General features: G+C 44.8%; 15 protein-coding genes, 1 tRNA gene and 1 other RNA gene. 16 read left to right on the top strand and 1 reads right to left on the bottom strand.

Annotated features, from left to right (window positions below; all coding sequences use genetic code 11):
• Positions 1-174: 174 nt before the first annotated feature.
• Positions 175-651, bottom strand: a complete 477-nt coding sequence (smpB, locus tag J3492_RS03750; RefSeq protein WP_207990031.1) for an SsrA-binding protein SmpB — start codon at positions 649-651, stop codon at positions 175-177.
• Positions 652-835: 184 nt separating this feature from the next.
• Between smpB and coaD the strand changes: the two genes are divergently transcribed.
• From coaD to recO, 16 genes are all read left to right on the top strand, one after another.
• On the top strand, positions 836-1360 hold the full coding sequence (gene coaD, locus J3492_RS03745) for a pantetheine-phosphate adenylyltransferase (RefSeq protein ID WP_207990029.1): 525 nt from the start codon (positions 836-838) through the stop codon (positions 1358-1360).
• A gap of 72 nt (positions 1361-1432) precedes the next feature.
• Positions 1433-1681, top strand: a complete 249-nt coding sequence (locus J3492_RS03740; RefSeq protein WP_207990027.1) for a YfhL family 4Fe-4S dicluster ferredoxin — start codon at positions 1433-1435, stop codon at positions 1679-1681.
• 65 nt (positions 1682-1746) lie between these two features.
• Positions 1747-2100: RNase P RNA component class A (gene rnpB, locus J3492_RS03735), an RNA gene on the top strand.
• A 134-nt stretch (positions 2101-2234) separates the two neighbouring features.
• Positions 2235-2311, top strand: a tRNA-Met gene (locus tag J3492_RS03730).
• Between the two features lie 208 nt (positions 2312-2519).
• Complete coding sequence (locus J3492_RS03725) at positions 2520-3383, top strand: ABC transporter permease (RefSeq protein WP_243453082.1); 864 nt, start codon at positions 2520-2522, stop codon at positions 3381-3383.
• A gap of 62 nt (positions 3384-3445) precedes the next feature.
• On the top strand, positions 3446-4117 hold the full coding sequence (locus J3492_RS03720) for an ABC transporter ATP-binding protein (RefSeq protein WP_207990026.1): 672 nt from the start codon (positions 3446-3448) through the stop codon (positions 4115-4117).
• Positions 4095-5201, top strand: a complete 1107-nt coding sequence (locus tag J3492_RS03715; RefSeq protein ID WP_243453081.1) for a KpsE/RkpR family capsule polysaccharide export protein — start codon at positions 4095-4097, stop codon at positions 5199-5201. Before J3492_RS03720 ends, J3492_RS03715 begins: the two co-directional genes overlap by 23 nt.
• Before the next feature lie 70 nt (positions 5202-5271).
• Positions 5272-7050 carry a polysaccharide biosynthesis/export family protein gene (locus tag J3492_RS03710; protein WP_207990021.1) on the top strand — a complete coding sequence of 593 codons (1779 nt, stop codon included), beginning with the start codon at positions 5272-5274 and terminating at the stop codon, positions 7048-7050.
• A gap of 45 nt (positions 7051-7095) precedes the next feature.
• Positions 7096-9681 carry a capsular polysaccharide biosynthesis protein gene (locus tag J3492_RS03705; protein ID WP_207990020.1) on the top strand — a complete coding sequence of 862 codons (2586 nt, stop codon included), beginning with the start codon at positions 7096-7098 and terminating at the stop codon, positions 9679-9681.
• 146 nt (positions 9682-9827) lie between these two features.
• Positions 9828-11057 (top strand): capsule biosynthesis protein, encoded by a 1230-nt coding sequence (locus J3492_RS03700; protein WP_207990018.1) that lies wholly within the window; start codon positions 9828-9830, stop codon positions 11055-11057.
• Between the two features lie 201 nt (positions 11058-11258).
• Positions 11259-13061, top strand: a complete 1803-nt coding sequence (gene lepA, locus J3492_RS03695) for a translation elongation factor 4 (protein ID WP_207990016.1) — start codon at positions 11259-11261, stop codon at positions 13059-13061.
• Positions 13062-13211: 150 nt separating this feature from the next.
• The gene (gene lepB, locus J3492_RS03690; RefSeq protein ID WP_207990014.1) at positions 13212-14114 is read left to right on the top strand and encodes a signal peptidase I; all 903 of its coding nucleotides are present in this window, start codon (positions 13212-13214) and stop codon (positions 14112-14114) included.
• 61 nt (positions 14115-14175) lie between these two features.
• Positions 14176-14571 carry a DUF4845 domain-containing protein gene (locus J3492_RS03685; protein ID WP_207990012.1) on the top strand — a complete coding sequence of 132 codons (396 nt, stop codon included), beginning with the start codon at positions 14176-14178 and terminating at the stop codon, positions 14569-14571.
• Positions 14572-14821: 250 nt separating this feature from the next.
• Positions 14822-15559: a ribonuclease III gene (gene rnc / locus J3492_RS03680; RefSeq protein WP_424108379.1), complete on the top strand. Its 738-nt coding sequence runs from the start codon at positions 14822-14824 to the stop codon at positions 15557-15559.
• A gap of 115 nt (positions 15560-15674) precedes the next feature.
• A complete protein-coding gene (gene era, locus J3492_RS03675) occupies positions 15675-16808 on the top strand; it encodes a GTPase Era (RefSeq protein ID WP_243453080.1) in 1134 nt (377 codons plus the stop codon).
• Positions 16809-16847: 39 nt separating this feature from the next.
• A complete protein-coding gene (gene recO, locus J3492_RS03670; RefSeq protein WP_207990008.1) occupies positions 16848-17663 on the top strand; it encodes a DNA repair protein RecO in 816 nt (271 codons plus the stop codon).
• The last annotated feature ends 71 nt before the right edge of the window (positions 17664-17734 follow it).

Below are 17734 nucleotides of genomic sequence, written 5' to 3'. Positions count from 1 at the left end.
ATGGGCCAACATATTCATATCTACAGCAAACGCTGTTAAACAAGACCCTATAGCCCCTTAATCAGTATCTCTCATAAAAAACGGACGACTCAACCTAAATTGAATCGTCCGTTTTCGTTGTAGACTATCGTCAATTATTTATAGGTGCTTATTGAGGACACACCCTAATTGGGTTTAGTCTAAATGCTGTTTAAAACCACGCTGCTTATCGCGTTGCCAGTCACGCTCTTTAATGGTCTTGCGTTTGTCATGCTGCTTTTTACCGACAGCAAGCGCAATTTGGCACTTCACCATCGAGCGCTTCCAGTAGCAAGACAATGGCACGCAGGCATAGCCTTTTTGATTGACTGCACCATAAAGCTTATCGATTTCACGGCGATTGAGCAGCAGCTTGCGAGTACGAGTGCTGTCAGGGCTGACATGCGTCGAGCTGGATATCAGCGGCTGAATATGGGCGCCAAAAAGAAAGGCCTCATTATTACGAAAGATAATATAAGCCTCGGTAATCGACATTTTACCAGCACGAATGGATTTAACTTCCCAACCTTGCAATTCAAGCCCAGCTTCAAAGGTCTCTTCGATAAAGTACTCATGACGAGCCTTTTTGTTGGCACAGATTTGATTGTCAGGCTTTTTTGATTTCTTTGACATAGTGTCTGTCCTTGTCTGACTGATTCCTCATCTCAGTTATCTGATGAGTCGAACCGACTATTGTAGCAAAGGCGCTGACAGATATATAGAAGTAGCCATTATGACAAATGTAGCAGATCAGTGTTAAGTTTGAGTAAAGTTTGCTAGGATATGCAGCAATACCATCGACTATATTAGCCCTGTTATGAACTCAGCGACGACTTCTAAAGCTTCAAAGCTACATACTAAGATTTTATATCCTGGTACCTTCGATCCCATCACCAACGGTCATATTGACCTAGTCAAGCGTGCGACCAAGCTGTTTGATGAAGTGGTGATTGCAGTAGCCTCAGGACATCACAAAAAACCACTGTTTGACTTTAATGAGCGTGTCGCTTTGGTTGAGTCCGTGTTTGCAGATTTACCGCAAGTGTCAGTGATTGGTTTTGAAGGCCTGCTCGTAGACTTTATGCGTGAAAAAGGCGCAACAGCCGTACTACGAGGCTTGCGTGCAATGTCGGATTTTGAGTATGAGTTTCAACTGGCCAATATGAACCGTGAGCTTGATGAAAACTTCGAGGCGGTGTTTCTCACGCCATCGCAGAACTACTCTTTTATCTCGTCGACCATGATTCGTGAGATTGCCAAGCTTGGCGGTGATGTTACTAAGTTCGTACCTCCCTGTGTCGCTCAGGCTTTTACAGAAAAGCTGGGTTCGCTTGAAGGGTAAAGGGTCAGATATCGTCAGTCGGATGGGTGTGTTTTATAGCATGATTCATAAACCAACTAAAAGGAGCAGGGCGTGGCGTTATTAATTACTGATGAGTGCATCAACTGTGATGTGTGCGAGCCTGTCTGCCCTAATGATGCCATCTCAGAAGGCGAAGAGATTTATGTCATCGATCCTGATCTGTGCACAGAGTGTGTGGGTCATTTCGATGAACCGCAGTGCGTGGTGATATGTCCAATCGACTGCATCCCCAAAGACCCCAATCATGTCGAGACCGAAAGTGATTTATTGGCAAAATATAAGCGTCTTACGGGTAAATAACTGAGTATTAAAATAATTTCTAAATTCATATGCCAGTCGGCGCAAGATTTGCTATACTAGCGCCCTTGGTAGACTAGGCGATCGCCGCTGCTTCTGGTGACAGACGTAGGGGAGGAAAGTCCGGGCTACATAGGGCAGCGTGCCAGCTAACGGCTGGGCGGGGTAACCCGACGACCAGTGCAGCAGAGAGTAGACCGCCCCGCGTAAGCGAGGTAAGGGTGAAAGGGTGCGGTAAGAGCGCACCGCGTGGCCAGCAATGGTTCACGGCACGGTAAACTCCACGCGTAGCAAGACCAAATAGGCATCGGTATGGCGCGGCCCGCGTTCGATGCGGGTAGGTTGCTTGAGCGTATCAGCGATGATGCGCCTAGACGAATGATCGTCCACGACAGAACCCGGCTTATCGGTCTACCAATTTGTTTTTATGATGTGTTTTTGTGGTTGGTCATACCTATATGACCAAGAATTGGCATAAAATGCACATTTTTTGCAAAAAAACCAAATTAGGGGTTGACGATACCCACCTCTATCGGTATTATACCGAGCCTTAAATGGCGATGTAGCTCAGCTGGTTAGAGCGCACGACTCATAATCGTGAGGTCAAGAGTTCAAGTCTCTTCATCGCCACCATATACCATAAAACTTATCAGTTTTAAAAAGCCAATCTATTATGATTGGTTTTTTTTTGCCTGTCATAAATGGGTTAAAATAACCACTTTCCTATTGCACGATAGACGATAAAAGTCGCTAGAGCGCTTAAAATATAGCGGCTAAGTTTGCTCATTTCTTGCTAAATCATAGGTTTATCTGCTTGCTCACAGATTAATTGTTGTAACTTATGTCCCGCTTACTTATCATAGGGGCTATTTTTAGTGAAGTTCTGTATGCCATGTCTGTAGAGTTGCCTCCGTATCGTCCTATCAAGCACCGTAGTGGCCTCAAAGTCATGGGTGCGGCGTTTCATGCGTTGCTGATGCGTGAGTTACAAACACGCTTTGGCGGTTATCGCTTGGGCTATCTGTGGGCGCCGCTCGAAATCATGTTTCAAGTGGCCATTTATTTGATTATATTTGGCACTATCATGACTCGAGTCATGCCAGGAATAGACTATATGCTATTTTTGGTCGCAGGCTTAGTGCCGTTTCGTATGATGAGTACTATTGCGACACGTTCTTTGGGCGCTGTTGAAGCCAATCAAGGCTTGTTGATGTACCGTTCTGTACGTCATATTGATGTGATTATTGCGCGCTCCTTTTTAGAGCTTATTATTTACTTTTTTACCTTTGTACTCTTACTAGCGATATTGTTTTTTATTGGTATTCCCATCAGCTTTGCCCAACTACATATAGTGCTATTTTGCTGGATTACCTTGTTTTTATTTGGTTTTGGCTTGGCCCTTATTATGATGGTAGTGGGTTACTATGGGGGCGAGATTAGCAAAATTATTAGTTTAGTATTTACGATTTTATATTTTGCTTCAGGTATTATTTACTCTATTCATATCATTCCTGAGCCCTATTTTAGTTATTTATTATATAACCCATTTATTCATAATATTGAGTTAATGCGCCATGCTTTAGCACCAAACTACCCTGCTTATCATATCGATATTGGATATTTTTTAGAGTGGACGATAGCTGTTAACTTTTTAGGGCTCCTTATTTATAAAGCGGTAGAGAGAGATTTAATACGTTCTAAATAAGTGATTTACGATTTTATCAGCGTTTTTATTCATGTTGGTTGGCTTTAATTTATGGCAGATAAATGATTGAAATTAAAAACATCTCCAAGTCATTTATGACCAAGCAGGGTCGGCATTATCTATTTAAAGATTTAAACCTGACCATTGGTGATAAACAAAGTGTGGGTCTGTTGGGTCGTAATGGCGCAGGCAAGTCCACCTTGCTGCGTATTATCTGCGGACTTGATGAGCCAGATCATGGGGAGATCATTACTGACTCCACGATCTCTTGGCCAGTAGGCGTGGCAGGTGGTTTCCAAGGCAGTTTGACGGGTCGCCAAAACGTGCGCTTTGTATGTCGTCTGTACTCTAGCGGTGCCTATATTGATGAAAAAATTCGTTTTGTCGAAGCGTTTGCAGATATCGGTAATTACTTTGACATGCCGGTCAAAAGTTACTCGTCAGGGATGAAGGCACGCTTAACTTTTGGTTTAAGCTTAGCGTTTGATTTTGATTATTATATGCTCGATGAGGCTGGCGCTGTCGGTGATGCTGCTTTTCGTAAGCGCAGCGAGGCCATTCTCGCCGCTCGCCGTGAGCAAGCAGGGTTTTTGATAGTGTCGCATAATATTGGTGACATTAAGCGTAACTGCGATATTGGTATCGTCTTGATGGATCAGACAGCACACGTGTTTAACGAGATAACAGAAGCGATTGAGGTTTATGAAGAGCATGTCCATAAAGCAAAAAAGTAAGATCATTAACTTCTCGCTGTTTATTGGCTTGGTGATCCTGCCTTGGGTACTGGTGATCTTTTATGTGATGACCCTTGCTCATCCACGTTTTGTATCGACCGCTGATGTGGTGGTCAAGCAAGTCAGCGATAGTAGTGTACCAGCTGGCGGCGGTCTCTCAGCGCTACTGGGGGTCAATAGTACCAGTAAAGAAGACGCCACCTATCTGACGGAGTATATCTTGTCAAATGACATGATCAAACGTCTGGATGGCAAGTTTAAGTTTCGTGAGGCTTATCATGTCGATGGCTCAGACCCGATCTATGAGATTGATCCAGAAGCCACACAAGAAGAGCTACTAGAGTACTTTAAAAAACGGGTACATATTAATCTTGATGAGCAAAGCTATATTTTGTCAGTGTCCACTGAAGCTTTTGACTCCACTTATGCCTTTGAGCTCAATAAAGCCATCCTAGGTGAGTCCGAGCAGTTTGTGAACCGTATCTCCCAAGAAGTGGCTCGTGATCAATTGGCCTTTGCTGAGACTCAGCTTGATGAGTCGCAAGATCGTTTAAACGAAGCCAAAGAGAAGCTGCTGACTTATCAAAACACCAATGAGATTTATGACCCGCAAGCCAATGCGCAGATCGTAAATCAGCTGATTGGCAGCTTGCAGGCACAATTGAGCTCACTACGCACCGAAGAGCGGCAACTGCTCAGTTATCTCAATCCAGATGCGCCGCAAGTGGTGTCCCTCAGAAGTCAGATCAAAGCCATTGAAGAACAAATTCGCCAAGAGCAAACCAAGCTGACCTCGCCGAACACCACCAAGCTTAACCGTCAGGCGGTGCAGTTTGAGACCATCAAAGCCGATGTCGATTTTGCAACCGAGCTATACAAACTATCGTTATCATCGCTTGAAAAGGCACGTTTAGAAGCCTTTAAAAAGATGAAAAATCTGATTGTCATCTCAACGCCTTATGAGGCAGAAGAAGCGCTGTATCCACGGCGAGCTTATATTATTTGGACATCGCTTGCACTGTTATTGATGCTCTATGGCTTTGTGCGCTTAGTGATGGCGGTCATTCGTGATCATCGTAGCTAGTAGGCGTTTTGCCAGCTTTGATAAACCAGACTTTAGTAATGATCGATAGATCAGCAAAGGAATACCACTCATGAATATGAAACCACGTCCTATCGTGATGATGATCCAAGCAATCAGTTTGACGATGGTTGTGACGAGCATTCCAGCATTGGCAGCGACCAGTTATGCCGAGCAGATGGCAGGCTCTAGCTTTGGTACCAGCGCTAATAGCAGCCAAAACCAAAGCCGTAGCAATGTTAACGTCTCAACCCAAGCTTTTTCTGGCGGTGTTCCTGGTCAAGCCACGACACAAGAGGCTGTAAACGCTGCAAGCCTACCAAGCCAGTCGGTCATCAATACCACCCGCCCTTATCAAGACATCAATACCCAAGACTTGATGTTTGGTGAGCAATTGTTTCGTGGGGCTTTTGCTACCACTTCTGGCTCGACCTTCAACGACAGCTATGTCATCAATCCTGGTGATAACGTGCAGGTACGGATGTGGGGCGCTTACCAGTTTGCATCGACCATGACTGTCGATCCGCAGGGTAATATTTTCCTGCCTAATGTGGGTCCAGTGCGTATATCTGGCGTCAAAAACGGCAACCTACAAAACGTAGTCAAGAGCGCAGTCAATCGTGTTTATCGCTCGAATGTCGGCGTCTATGCCTCATTAGAACAAGCACAGCCGGTTAAAGTGTTTGTGACAGGGTTTGTCAAACAGCCTGGTTACTATGGCGGGCTTGCGGCAGACTCAGTCCTGTCCTATTTAGATCGAGCCGGCGGTGTGGATCCTACTCGTGGTAGCTATATCGATATTCAAATCAAACGTAATGGCCAGCTGCTACAGCAGGTCAACTTATATGATTTTTTGTTAGCCGGTAAATTGCAGCCCTTTGCGTTTCGTGATGGCGATGTGATTACAGTCGCACCGCAGAAAAAAACCTTTGCAGTCGGCGGACAAGTTCAAAACGAATACACTTTCGAGTTTGATGTCAATGATTTGACCATTGGCGATGTCTTACAAGTGGCCAATCCCGCCGCTAATGCAACCAACGTGAGCATCACTCGTAGTGCAGGACGAGCACAAACGGCAGAGTATTACTCACTTGCTGAGGCGCAAAGTATTCCAGTCTACAATGGCGATCAAATGGTCGTCACCTCAGACCGTTATGCAGGCACTATCGCTGTACAAGTTAAAGGGGCTCATACTGGTAATGGTGCTATGGTGGTGCCTTATGGCGCACGTCTAAAAGATATCATACCGCAATTGCAACCAAGTCCACTTGCCAAGCTGACGCATCTGACGATTTATCGTGAGTCAGTCGCTGAGCAACAAAAACGTATGATTAATGAGTCGCTTGATCGTTTGGAAGAGTTGACACTTGCTACGCAATCAACGACCCGTGAAGAAGCAGCATTACGCCAAGATGATGCCAATTTGGTTAAGCAGTTTGTGGCCAAAGCAAGAGGGGTACAACCTGATGGTCAGATCGTGGTGGTCCCAAACTCTTGGCAGGACATTATCCTACAGCAGGGCGATGTCATCGAAATACCAGCGCAGACCTCAGTGATTACTGTCAATGGTCAAGTTCGATCACAAGGCGCATTGACATTTAATCCAGACTTTACCGTTGGCGATTATATTGCCAATTCAGGAGGGTTTGGTGACAATGCGGATACCAAAGAGATTTTAGTGATTCACCAAAACGGGGCCAATGAGGTGGTCAATACCGCTTATCGCATACAGCAGGGTGATGAAATCATGGTGTTGCCAAAGGTAAAAACCAAGCGTGTGGAAATTACCCGTGGTATATCACAGATTGTTTATCAGTTGGCCGTAGCAGCTAAAGTTATTTTAGACTTATAGCCGTTGATAGCGACTAAAGTATAAACTTTTAAGGGGAAAGCTAGTATGGCAAAGCGTGCGGAAAATCAAGGTAGGGGAGCTGTAGCGCCTACTGCTGATGATGCCTCTTTGTCATCTGTTGCCACCAAAATACCAAGCCACTTAGCAGTGATTGGTAAAGGCATGCGCCATAATAACTTATTGCTCCCTAGTGTGTTGCAAGCGAGTATACAGCGTTGGTATCCGTGGTCAGGGTTGCAGCAGCGCTTTGTCTCAAATGCTCAAGTACCCGAAGCTTTTATTGGTTGGGGGCACAAAAAAAGCTATCAGCGCGCAAAAAAAGCGGCTAACCGCCAACAGCTTACGACGCTGAGCATTGAGGATGGTTTTTTACGGTCATTGGACTCTGGTATCGATAGCCGTCATGCGCTCAGTGTGGTTGTTGATGATGTGGGTATTTATTTTGATCTGACACGTAGCTCACGCCTTGAACAAATGATTGTTGCGCGTGGTAATAGAAGCCCAAGCTCTGACAGCAAGATGTTGGACAAAAAACATGCGCAGCAGTTAATCACATGTATTTGTGAAGAAAAACTAAGTAAATATAATGCTGTCGTGTCTTGCCCCTCACTGGATAAGCTCGTCGCTGAAAAAAACACTACGGTCAAGCAAGACTTGACAACATCGCACGTGCTATTGATAGATCAGGTTGCAGGCGATGCTTCTATCAAAGGTGCGGGAGCCGATAAACGTCATTTTAAGCGCATGCTAAAGACCGCTTGCCGTAACCATCCTGATGCGTATATTTGGATCAAGGCGCATCCAGCAGCGAAATCAGGCTATCTTACTGATTTAAAACTGCCCAAAAACGTACGTTTACTTACCCAAGCACTCAATCCAATTGCATTGCTTGAGCAAGTCGATCATGTCTATACAGTCAGCTCGCATATGGGCTTTGAGGCTCTGATGCTAGGCAAAGAAGTCCACTGCTTTGGGGTCAACTGGTATAGTGGTTGGGGATTGACTGACGATAGCGGCGCACCACAGCAGCTGCTTAAAACCGTCACACAGCGTCGACTCGCATTTGCTGATAAACTGTCTTTGGAAGATAAAGCCTCACTAAACCTTGTAAGGCGTGAGCAAGGCATTGATCGATTTACGCTAAGCAGACGCACATTAAGCAAGCGCCTGCGAAATCTATATAAAACACAGACCTCTATAGCAGACAAGCGCTCATTACAAGTCACATTGGAGACGCTGTTTTATAGTGCATATATTGACTACAGTCGCTACGTAGATCCAGCAACCAAGCAGGCGTGCAATATTGAGACAGCGATTGATTGGCTGGTGACCAACCGATACTGGCAAGCACGTCTAGCAGGAGACTTAACGGTATATGAGTTCAGCCGCTGGAAGCTGCCTTTTGTAAAGGCCTTTGTCAAGTTTCCAACTACCACACTATTTATCAAGCCCAAACCACGTCTAAAAAACCTATTACATCCAGATCACTTACGAGTCAGTTATCAGCAGCCGCTACTGGTATGGGGGTTGGCTAAACGCCAACAAGTGCAAAAGCAGCTACGGCGCAAACTAAAGAAACTGCCATTATCCGCTATGCCAGCTGTGTATTGTATGGAAGATGGTTTTATCCGCTCCAATGGTTTGGGAGCGACGCTACTGGCACCACTATCAGTAGTAATAGATCAACAAGGCATTTATTATGATGCCACGCAGCCATCAGATCTAGAGACGTTATTAAGCAACTGTGCAGCGCTGACACCGCAGCAAAGTACTCGAGTACAGCTGCTGCAAGATAAGTTACTGACTCAAAAAGTCAGTAAATATAATGTTGGCCTTAGTATCGACAATGAGATCGACAGCACTTGGATCACAAAGGCAGCCGCATCTGGCAAACAGCGATTACTTATCGTTGGGCAAGTGGAAGATGACTTGTCGGTACAGCATTGTGGCTCAGACATTAAGACCAATCGAGGCTTGATTGAGCGTGTACGACGAGACAACCCAGATGCTTATCTTATCTATAAGCCGCATCCAGATATTGAGGCTGGACTACGAGTAGGCAAGGTCAATGCCGAAAGCCTGCGACTGGTAGATGCCGTCGCTTATGATACGGCAATGCCAGATTGCCTAGCGAGGGTGGATGAGGTGCATACCATCAGCTCATTGACGGGTTTTGAAGCTTTGCTGCGCGGTCTACAAGTCACCTGTTATGGTTTGCCGTTTTATGCAGGCTGGGGTTTGACAGTGGATGTTGATGCTCATTTGCCACCAAAGTCTATATATCTGGCTCGGCGTAAACGAGATGAACCTTTGTCCCTGGAGCAATTAATACATTGCACCTTAATTCGCTACCCACTATACCGTCTGCCAGAGGGCCATGGCTTAGCGCAAGTTGAGCAGGTGATTGATTACTTATATCCAGTCACAGAGGCGTCGACGATCGTTTTACACCACAAAACTGATGGCTCGACACACAGCTTGATAAGGTCATCCAAGCGATTAAGCTTACCCAAAAAGCAGCTGTCTTCCTTAGTTAAGCGGTTACAACGTCGAGCCATGACTCGTTTTATGCAGCAGCGCCATCAGTGGCATCAGTGGCATCAGCGGCGCAAATCCTCCTCTGGTTTGTAGATGGTCATATCGACTCTAATCTACCACGACATTTAGGAGGTTTTTCGGTATAATTTATTTTAAATTTAGATACTTAGCATTTATAAGCCTTCTCTTGACGATTCACTTTCACTTTTCACTCTGCGCTAAACACGGTATGTAATATTATGGCAGCTTCGATGCAACAACTGCTTACTCATCGACATGTGCTACTGCTACAAGGCAAGATGGGCGGGTTTTTTAGCCGCTTTGCTACTTTTTTGCATACTCAAGATATCAAGGTAAGTAAGATTAATTTTAATGCAGGTGATGCTTTTTTTTATCGGCATAGTGGTGCTTATGATTATACGGGGACTTTGGCAGATTTTTCGTCTTGGCTACAAGCGTTTATCGCAGAACATGAGGTCAGTGCGATTGTCTGTTTTGGTGATTGCCGTCCGCATCATGCCCAAGCGGCCCGTTTGAGTGAGGAGCTGGGTGTCTCGTTTTTTGTGTTTGAAGAAGGCTACTTACGTCCTGACTATATCACGCTTCAAGAATATGGTATCAATGGTAATTCACGATTAAATATTGCTGATATCAAGGCGCTCAAAAAAGCCAATGACCAGCCTGTATATACCCATAATCGTTTTTATCGATTGAGCGTGGCGGCGATTGTCTATTACGTGATTACTCGCTTATATAAGGCGCACTATCCACACTATTATCATTACCGGGGTATGACTGCCTGGCAAGAAGCGATAGCTTGGCTAAAGGCCCCTTGGCGCAAGCTGCGTGGGTATCTACCTGACAAGCAGCTGCAGCAGTATCTGGTCAGCCAGGCGGATAATGGCTTTTTTTTGGTGAGTTTGCAGGTGCATAATGACTCACAAATTACCCATCATAGTGATTATCGAGATGTAGTAGAGTTTATCGATGAGGTGATTGCTAGCTTTGCTAAACATGCAGATGCCAGTCATAAGCTGGTGTTTAAGCACCATCCATTAGATCGTGGTCATCGAGATTATCGTCAGTTGGTAGCGAGCTTAGCACGGCGCTATCATGTTGAGTCTAGGGTTTTTTATGGTTGTGACATGCATCTGCCAACCCTGATGAAACACAGTATTGGGATGGTAACGATCAATAGTACCACTGGGCTGCAATCGGTGTACCACAAAAAGCCAACCAAAGTAATGGGGCGTGCCATTTATAATACACCTAAGTTGACAGACGCAAAAGCGCTGGCACAGTTTTGGCAACAGCCAAAGTCGCCAGATAATGAGTTCTATCTACGCTTTCGTGAGTATTTAATCGAACAAACACAACTAAACGGCGCTTTTTATGGCAAGTCGCCATGGATGTATAAGCATCTGCAGCAAGTAGAGCATACCAAAATAGACACCCATACAGTGAAGTAAAAGTCATCAGTAAACCAAGTAGCTACAAATAAAATCGCCTTACTTTATAATAGAAAACTGCTAGAATATGCAGACGTGCTTGCGTGCTGTATTTGTTTTTTTATTTGTAGCGTTAGCCAATAACCGTTCTATAGCCAGTGCTCTTTGAAGCAGTGAGCCAACGAACGATTATCCAATCACCTTTTATTTAGTAGGCGCTTTGTGACTGCATTAGCCAATATTCGTAATTTTTCTATCATTGCCCACATTGATCATGGTAAGTCGACGCTTGCCGATCGCTTTATTCAAATGTGCGGTGCCTTACAAGACCGTGAAATGCAGGCACAAGTACTGGATTCCATGGACATTGAGCGTGAACGTGGCATTACTATTAAAGCCCAATCGGTCACGCTGTATTATGACCATCCCAATGGGGAGCGCTATCAGCTTAACTTTATTGATACGCCGGGCCACGTCGATTTTTCTTATGAAGTGTCACGTTCCTTAGCGGCTTGTGAAGGTGCGCTGTTAGTGGTTGATGCGGCACAGGGTGTGGAAGCACAATCAGTGGCCAACTGCTACACGGCGGTCGATCAAGGCCTAGAAGTCATGGCTGTGCTCAATAAGATAGACTTGCCACAGGTCGAGCCTGAGCGCGTCATTCAAGAAATCGAAGACATCATCGGCATCGAAGCGATTGATGCACCAAGGGTATCCGCCAAGTCAGGTCTGGGGGTAGATCAATTATTAGAAGCTTTGGTTGATTATATACCGCCACCGACAGGCGATCGTGATGCACCGTTACAAGCACTGATCATTGACTCATGGTTTGACAGCTATTTAGGCGTGGTGTCATTGGTCCGTGTCCGTGAAGGGTCAGTTAAAAAAGGCGATAAAATTTATATCAAATCGACCAAAGAGTCCTATCCGGTAAGCTCGATTGGTGTGTTTACGCCTAAACCTGTAGATACAGGGGTGTTACAGGCAGGTGAAGTTGGCTTTATCATTGCAGGTATCAAAGACATTGCAGGGGCGCCAGTAGGGGATACCATTACTCATGCCAGTACGCCTGATGTCGAGCGTATTCCTGGGTTTAAGCAAATCACGCCGCAGGTCTATTCAGGGCTGTTCCCTGTTGATGCCAACGACTTTGAAAAGTTCCGAGAAGCACTACAAAAACTACAGATCAATGATGCCTCGCTGTTTTTTGAGCCTGACACTTCAGATGCGTTAGGGTTTGGTTTTCGCTGTGGCTTTTTAGGAATGCTGCATATGGAGATTATCCAAGAGCGACTTGAGCGTGAGTATGGCTTGGATCTAATCACTACAGCACCTTCTGTTATTTATGAGATTGAAAAGAAGAACGGTGAGGTGATCTATGTCGACAACCCATCAAAACTACCTGAGCCTAATAATATCGAAGAGTTTCGTGAGCCTATTGCCCGCTGTCAGATCTTAGTGCCGCAAGACTATTTGGGTAATGTTATGACGCTGTGTATTGAGCGCCGTGGGGTGCAGGTGGATATGCGCTTTATGGGCAAGCAAGTACAGTTAATCTTTGATATTCCTATGGGTGAAGTCGTGATGGACTTCTTTGATCGCTTAAAGTCAGTCTCGCGCGGATTTGCGTCCCTTGACTACAACTTTGAGCGCTATCAAGCGGACAAGCTGGTCAAGGTTGACGTGCTGATCAATGGTGACAAAGTTGATGCCTTAGCGATGATCGTACACCAAGACCAAGCCCGCTACCGAGGTAATCAGCTGGTGACCAAAATGAAGGACCTAATCCCACGTCAGATGTTTGATGTGGCGATTCAAGCCGCCATTGGTAGCCAAATCATTGGCCGGAGCACAGTCAAAGCCATGCGTAAAGACGTACTGGCAAAATGTTATGGTGGTGATATTTCTCGTAAGAAGAAACTGCTATCAAAACAAAAAGAAGGTAAGAAGCGCATGAAGCAAGTGGGTAATGTGGAGATTCCACAAGAAGCTTTCTTGGCAGTGTTGCAGGTGGACAATCAATAATTGATTGGGTTGATAACATGACCGTTTACAATACGACTGGCTTTATCTTCAAGGGTCAACTAAACGGTGTTGCTAAACGTCAGCAAGCCTGTGTAATCGATGCAAAACATAAGCTTACCAGAGAAGTAGTGCGTTAATAGGCAGTTAAGTATGGATTTTGATTTTAATTTGATTTTGGTGCCATTAACCCTAGGCTTAGGATTGGTTTGGCTTTTAGATAAGCTGACTTTAAAACAGCGTAAAACCCGTGGGCGTGGCAAAGAAAGCATGCTGGTCCGCTGGGCCTATGATTTTTTTCCCGTACTGGCCGTGGTATTGGTGGTGCGTTCATTTTTGATTGAGCCTTTTAATATTCCGTCATCATCCATGGTACCGACGCTTTATACGGGCGACTTTATCGCTGTGAATAAGTATGCTTATGGGGTGCGGTTGCCACTGAGCTACAATAAAGTCTTAGGCTCTGGCAGTCCTCAGCATGGCGATGTTGCAGTCTTTCGGTATCCTGATAACCCCAGTATTTATTATATTAAACGTGTCATAGGCTTGCCTGGTGATACGGTAAGTTATAATGATGGTCTATTGACCATCAATGATGTGCCAGTAGATACTCAGCCGGTCGATTTTGAGGCGGACGCTGAGCTTACTGCGCAGCTATATCCAGCAGGACAGATTGCTCCAGGTCAAGTATTAACTGAAGCTGAAGCGGCGCAAGCAGGGCAAGAAGAGGAAGCGCAAGCGCAGTACTTCCAAGAGACACAAGGCGACAACCAACATCTGGTGCGCTATGTTGGTGCTACCAACAGTGCGCAGTACGCCCCGTTTTTACAGCAAGCGTCACCAGAAGTGGTCAGTTCAGCTGGGACACAGTGGCGCATTCAAGTGCCAGAAAACCAATATTTCGTCATGGGTGATAATCGAGATCGTAGTGCTGATGGTCGCTTTTGGGGGTTTGTCCCAGATGACAATCTGGCCGGTAAAGCGGTGTATATTTGGATGCACAAACCACCCGGTCTCAACCTACCTACTTTCGCACGTAATGGTGCTATTGATTAGTCAGTGTTTTATTCAGCAAATATTGTGCTAGTATTAGAACATAAACCCATCAGGAGAGGTTATGACGCAGCAGGTAACGGGCTTAAATTCGCAGCGTGGTGCTAGTGTGACAGGCATTGTCTTATTGCTAATCTTCTTGGTAGTTGCAGGAAAGCTCGTCATTGCTATTGCGCCGGCACAAGTAGGTGATTATCAGCTTACTAAGCTATTAAGTGCGCAATTAAAAGAGTCCAACAATAACCATGAAACAGCGAAACAATTCGTTGAACGTGTCAATCGGCAGCTGTCCATTAATGCTCATTATGATACCAATGCAGAAGACATCTTTATTTTCACCAATAAAAAAGCAGGTCAGTTGGCGATTCACAAGCAGTATAATGTCACCAATAACTTCTTTGCCAATGTAGATATTGTCAATCGTTTTGAAGGTGATATTGAAATGGCCACAAACGATTAGTCACCCTGTTATGGATGAGTATTGACTATATTTAGAGGGTTGGTACTTTTAGATAATCTCCTTTTTAAAGTATGAATATCTCAATCCTAGTCTTAATAAGCCAGTACCATAAATAAGTCACGGCTTATAACCCTCTATATTCAGTTAACATTGACCTAAAAACTTGAAAAAGGATAGCCAAAAGCCACGCATGAAATCGACTCCAAAACAGTACCAAGCGCTGTCTGCGACCAAAAAAACGAGCGCCACTATGGAGAGTGTGCCTGTCAGCTCAGACTTTATCCAGCGTCTGGATATATTGACACGTAAGTTAGGCTATACGTTCAATGATGTGAGCTTACCAAAACTGGCTCTAACGCACCGCTCTTTTGATAGTAAAAAAAACTACGAACGCTTGGAGTTTTTGGGTGATGCTTTATTAGGGATGATTGTTGGTGAGGCGTTATACCATCGTTATCCAACCCAAAATGAGGGTCGTTTGACCCGTATGCGCGCCACTTTAGTACGTCAAGAGTCATTGGTAACCATTGCACAAAAATTAGATTTGTCGAATCACTTGATATTAGGCATAGGCGAACGTAAAGGCGGCGGACGAAATCGTGCCTCGATACTAGCAGATGCAGTAGAGTCACTGATAGGCGCTATATATCTCGACAGTCAGGATATGGAGGTGACACGGCAGTGTGTTTTGGCGTGGTATGGTGATTTGATAGATAATGTTAATGAACAACGAGTGCTGAAAGATGCCAAGAGCCGCTTGCAAGAGTGGCTACAGTCCAAGCAGTTTGATTTACCACACTATGAGCTGATAGAAACTCGCGGTAATGCACCGCATCAGATATTTGTCGTGCGTTGTCAAGTGAACATTAATAACTGCTCTGCCATTATTGAGTCTGGCGAAAGTCGCCGTATTGCAGAGCAAAAAGCAGCTGAACTGATGATTAATCAACTGCATAAGCTACCAGGAATTCACAAAAAACGTCTATAAACTAGGGCGTGTCTAATACTGGGCTTTGAATAGCGGTTATTACACCCCACAGGATGACACTTTTATAAGTAATCACCCTGATTTGCCATTTAACCTAAAAGATAATATTAACAATATGAATGAAGACAAGCGTACAAACCAAGCAAACGATATAGAGCCAGAGCACACAACACACACCAACAAAGCGGAAGATAGAAAAATAGGGGCATCATTAACGTCCACTCAACAGCACAGTGATAATGCAGTGGATGAAGGTGCTGACTTCGAAAATAACGACACTACTGATACCATCGATAGCTTTTTTGCATCTAGCGGTAGCAAAGACATCACAGATGACTTCAAAGCAGGTTATGTGGCGATTGTTGGCCGACCCAACGTCGGTAAGTCAACCCTCATGAATCATTTGTTGGGTCAAAAGCTATCGATTACGTCACGTAAACCACAAACCACCCGCCACCGCATCCATGGTATTTTGACGACCGATGAGATGCAGGCCGTGTTTGTAGATACTCCAGGTATCCATCACAATGAAGTACGGGCTATTAATGAGCGTATGAACAAAGCCGCCTTGTCAGCATTGGTAGACGTGGATTTGGTATTGTTTGTGGTTGACTCAGATCAATGGCGAGACGATGACTTACTGACTCTACAAAAGCTCGGTGAGACTGATTTAACGATTGTGTTGGTTATTAATAAGGCGGATACCTTGAGCGATAAGGGCACGCTATTACCACTTATCGAAACCTTTAGTGATAGCTTTGACTTTGCTGATATTGTGCCTGTTTCAGCGCTTAAAAACCAAAACCTTGATCGTTTAGAGGAAGTCATTGCCTCACATCTGCCTACAGCCTTACCGATTTATGATTTAGAACAAATCACCGATCGCTCGGAGCGATTTTTGGCCAGTGAGATCATCCGCGAAAAAATTATGAGAAGTAGCGGTGATGAAGTGCCTTATGACTTAACCGTACAGATTGATCAGTTTAAAGACGAGCCTGCTCATAAAGACCCTAAAACGGGTCGTCCACGCAAAGCCTGTACCTTTATCGATGCGACGATATATGTTGAGCGTAGTGGTCAAAAAGCCATCGTCATTGGTGATAAAGGTCAGCGTATCAAGCAGGTTGGCATAGACGCTCGCAAAGATATGGAGCAGTTGTTTGACAAAAAGATTATGCTGACGCTGTGGGTAAAAGTGAAGCGTGGCTGGTCTGATGACGAGCGGGCGCTGACCAGCTTGGGCTATTAGGGCGTATTAAACTTTAGAGTGATGCTGAGGTAATAGGAAATGCGTAATGAAGCATTGATAGGTTATTTATTACATCAGCGTCCTTATCAAGAAAAACGCGCCATTTATTACCTGTTTTCTCAGCAGCATGGAATCGTACATGGTATTGGCAAAAAAGGGGCGCCGCTGTTTGAGCCATTACAGCTGTTTGCCACAGGTAAGCGAGAGCTGAAAACCTTTAGTCAAATCAACCTCTATCAAGCTCAGCTTCAGCCGCCAACGGATACTTCAGGCGACCCGCCCAAAGACGCTGTGACAGCCAAAGCAACTGCCCCAGACAATAATGCTATTATTGAACCACAGCGTTATCAATACATTAAAGGTCAACAACAATATGCAGCCTTGTATTTAAACGAAATATTGTGGAAGCTACTGCCTACCGAAGACCCAATGCCCGTATTATGGCAACACTATCAACATAGCCTGCAAACGCTAAAGCAGCCATTATCAGCCCATGCATTAAGGTTATGCTTACGTCAATTTGAACATCATCTCTTTAATGAGCTTGGCTTTGCGCTGACCTTTACTCACGATAGTACGCTGACTCCTATCAGCGCTCATGATGAGTATCGGTTTTTACCTGATGTTGGCTTTGTTGTACAGAATCATAGTATGGAGCCAGACAAAACGACGATTTCTACCTTGCAGCCTATGTTTACTGGTACTGAGATTATAGCGATGGCGCAAGTAGGGATTGCCAATACCACTCTAAGCTCGTGGTCACGTTTACATCGATACCTGATAGACCACTTGCTCGATTATCAGCCTTTGCAGAGTCGCCTATTGTGGCAACAGCAACAGCGTTATCAATCATAAAATACAAACACGACAATTTACGTGATGGTTTCTCCTACTAAAGAACGATAAAAGCAATGAAAAGGATCTTT

The organism is Psychrobacter coccoides, from assembly GCF_017498085.1.
Lineage (GTDB): Bacteria > Pseudomonadota > Gammaproteobacteria > Pseudomonadales > Moraxellaceae > Psychrobacter > Psychrobacter coccoides.
The sequence above is the reverse complement of the archived record's forward strand: the minus strand, read 5'-3'. Positions and strand labels throughout refer to the sequence as shown.

Excerpts from the sequence above, each read along its gene's own strand:
- smpB (WP_207990031.1), bottom strand. The coding sequence starts at position 651 with ATGTCAAAGAAATCAAAAAAGCCTGACAATCAAATCTGTGCCAACAAA.
- coaD (WP_207990029.1), top strand. The coding sequence starts at position 836 with ATGAACTCAGCGACGACTTCTAAAGCTTCAAAGCTACATACTAAGATT.
- J3492_RS03725 (WP_243453082.1), top strand. The coding sequence starts at position 2,520 with ATGTCCCGCTTACTTATCATAGGGGCTATTTTTAGTGAAGTTCTGTAT.
- J3492_RS03720 (WP_207990026.1), top strand. The coding sequence starts at position 3,446 with ATGATTGAAATTAAAAACATCTCCAAGTCATTTATGACCAAGCAGGGT.
- J3492_RS03715 (WP_243453081.1), top strand. The coding sequence starts at position 4,095 with ATGTCCATAAAGCAAAAAAGTAAGATCATTAACTTCTCGCTGTTTATT.
- J3492_RS03710 (WP_207990021.1), top strand. The coding sequence starts at position 5,272 with ATGAATATGAAACCACGTCCTATCGTGATGATGATCCAAGCAATCAGT.
- J3492_RS03705 (WP_207990020.1), top strand. The coding sequence starts at position 7,096 with ATGGCAAAGCGTGCGGAAAATCAAGGTAGGGGAGCTGTAGCGCCTACT.
- J3492_RS03700 (WP_207990018.1), top strand. The coding sequence starts at position 9,828 with ATGGCAGCTTCGATGCAACAACTGCTTACTCATCGACATGTGCTACTG.
- lepB (WP_207990014.1), top strand. The coding sequence starts at position 13,212 with ATGGATTTTGATTTTAATTTGATTTTGGTGCCATTAACCCTAGGCTTA.
- J3492_RS03685 (WP_207990012.1), top strand. The coding sequence starts at position 14,176 with ATGACGCAGCAGGTAACGGGCTTAAATTCGCAGCGTGGTGCTAGTGTG.
- rnc (WP_424108379.1), top strand. The coding sequence starts at position 14,822 with ATGGAGAGTGTGCCTGTCAGCTCAGACTTTATCCAGCGTCTGGATATA.
- era (WP_243453080.1), top strand. The coding sequence starts at position 15,675 with ATGAATGAAGACAAGCGTACAAACCAAGCAAACGATATAGAGCCAGAG.
- recO (WP_207990008.1), top strand. The coding sequence starts at position 16,848 with ATGCGTAATGAAGCATTGATAGGTTATTTATTACATCAGCGTCCTTAT.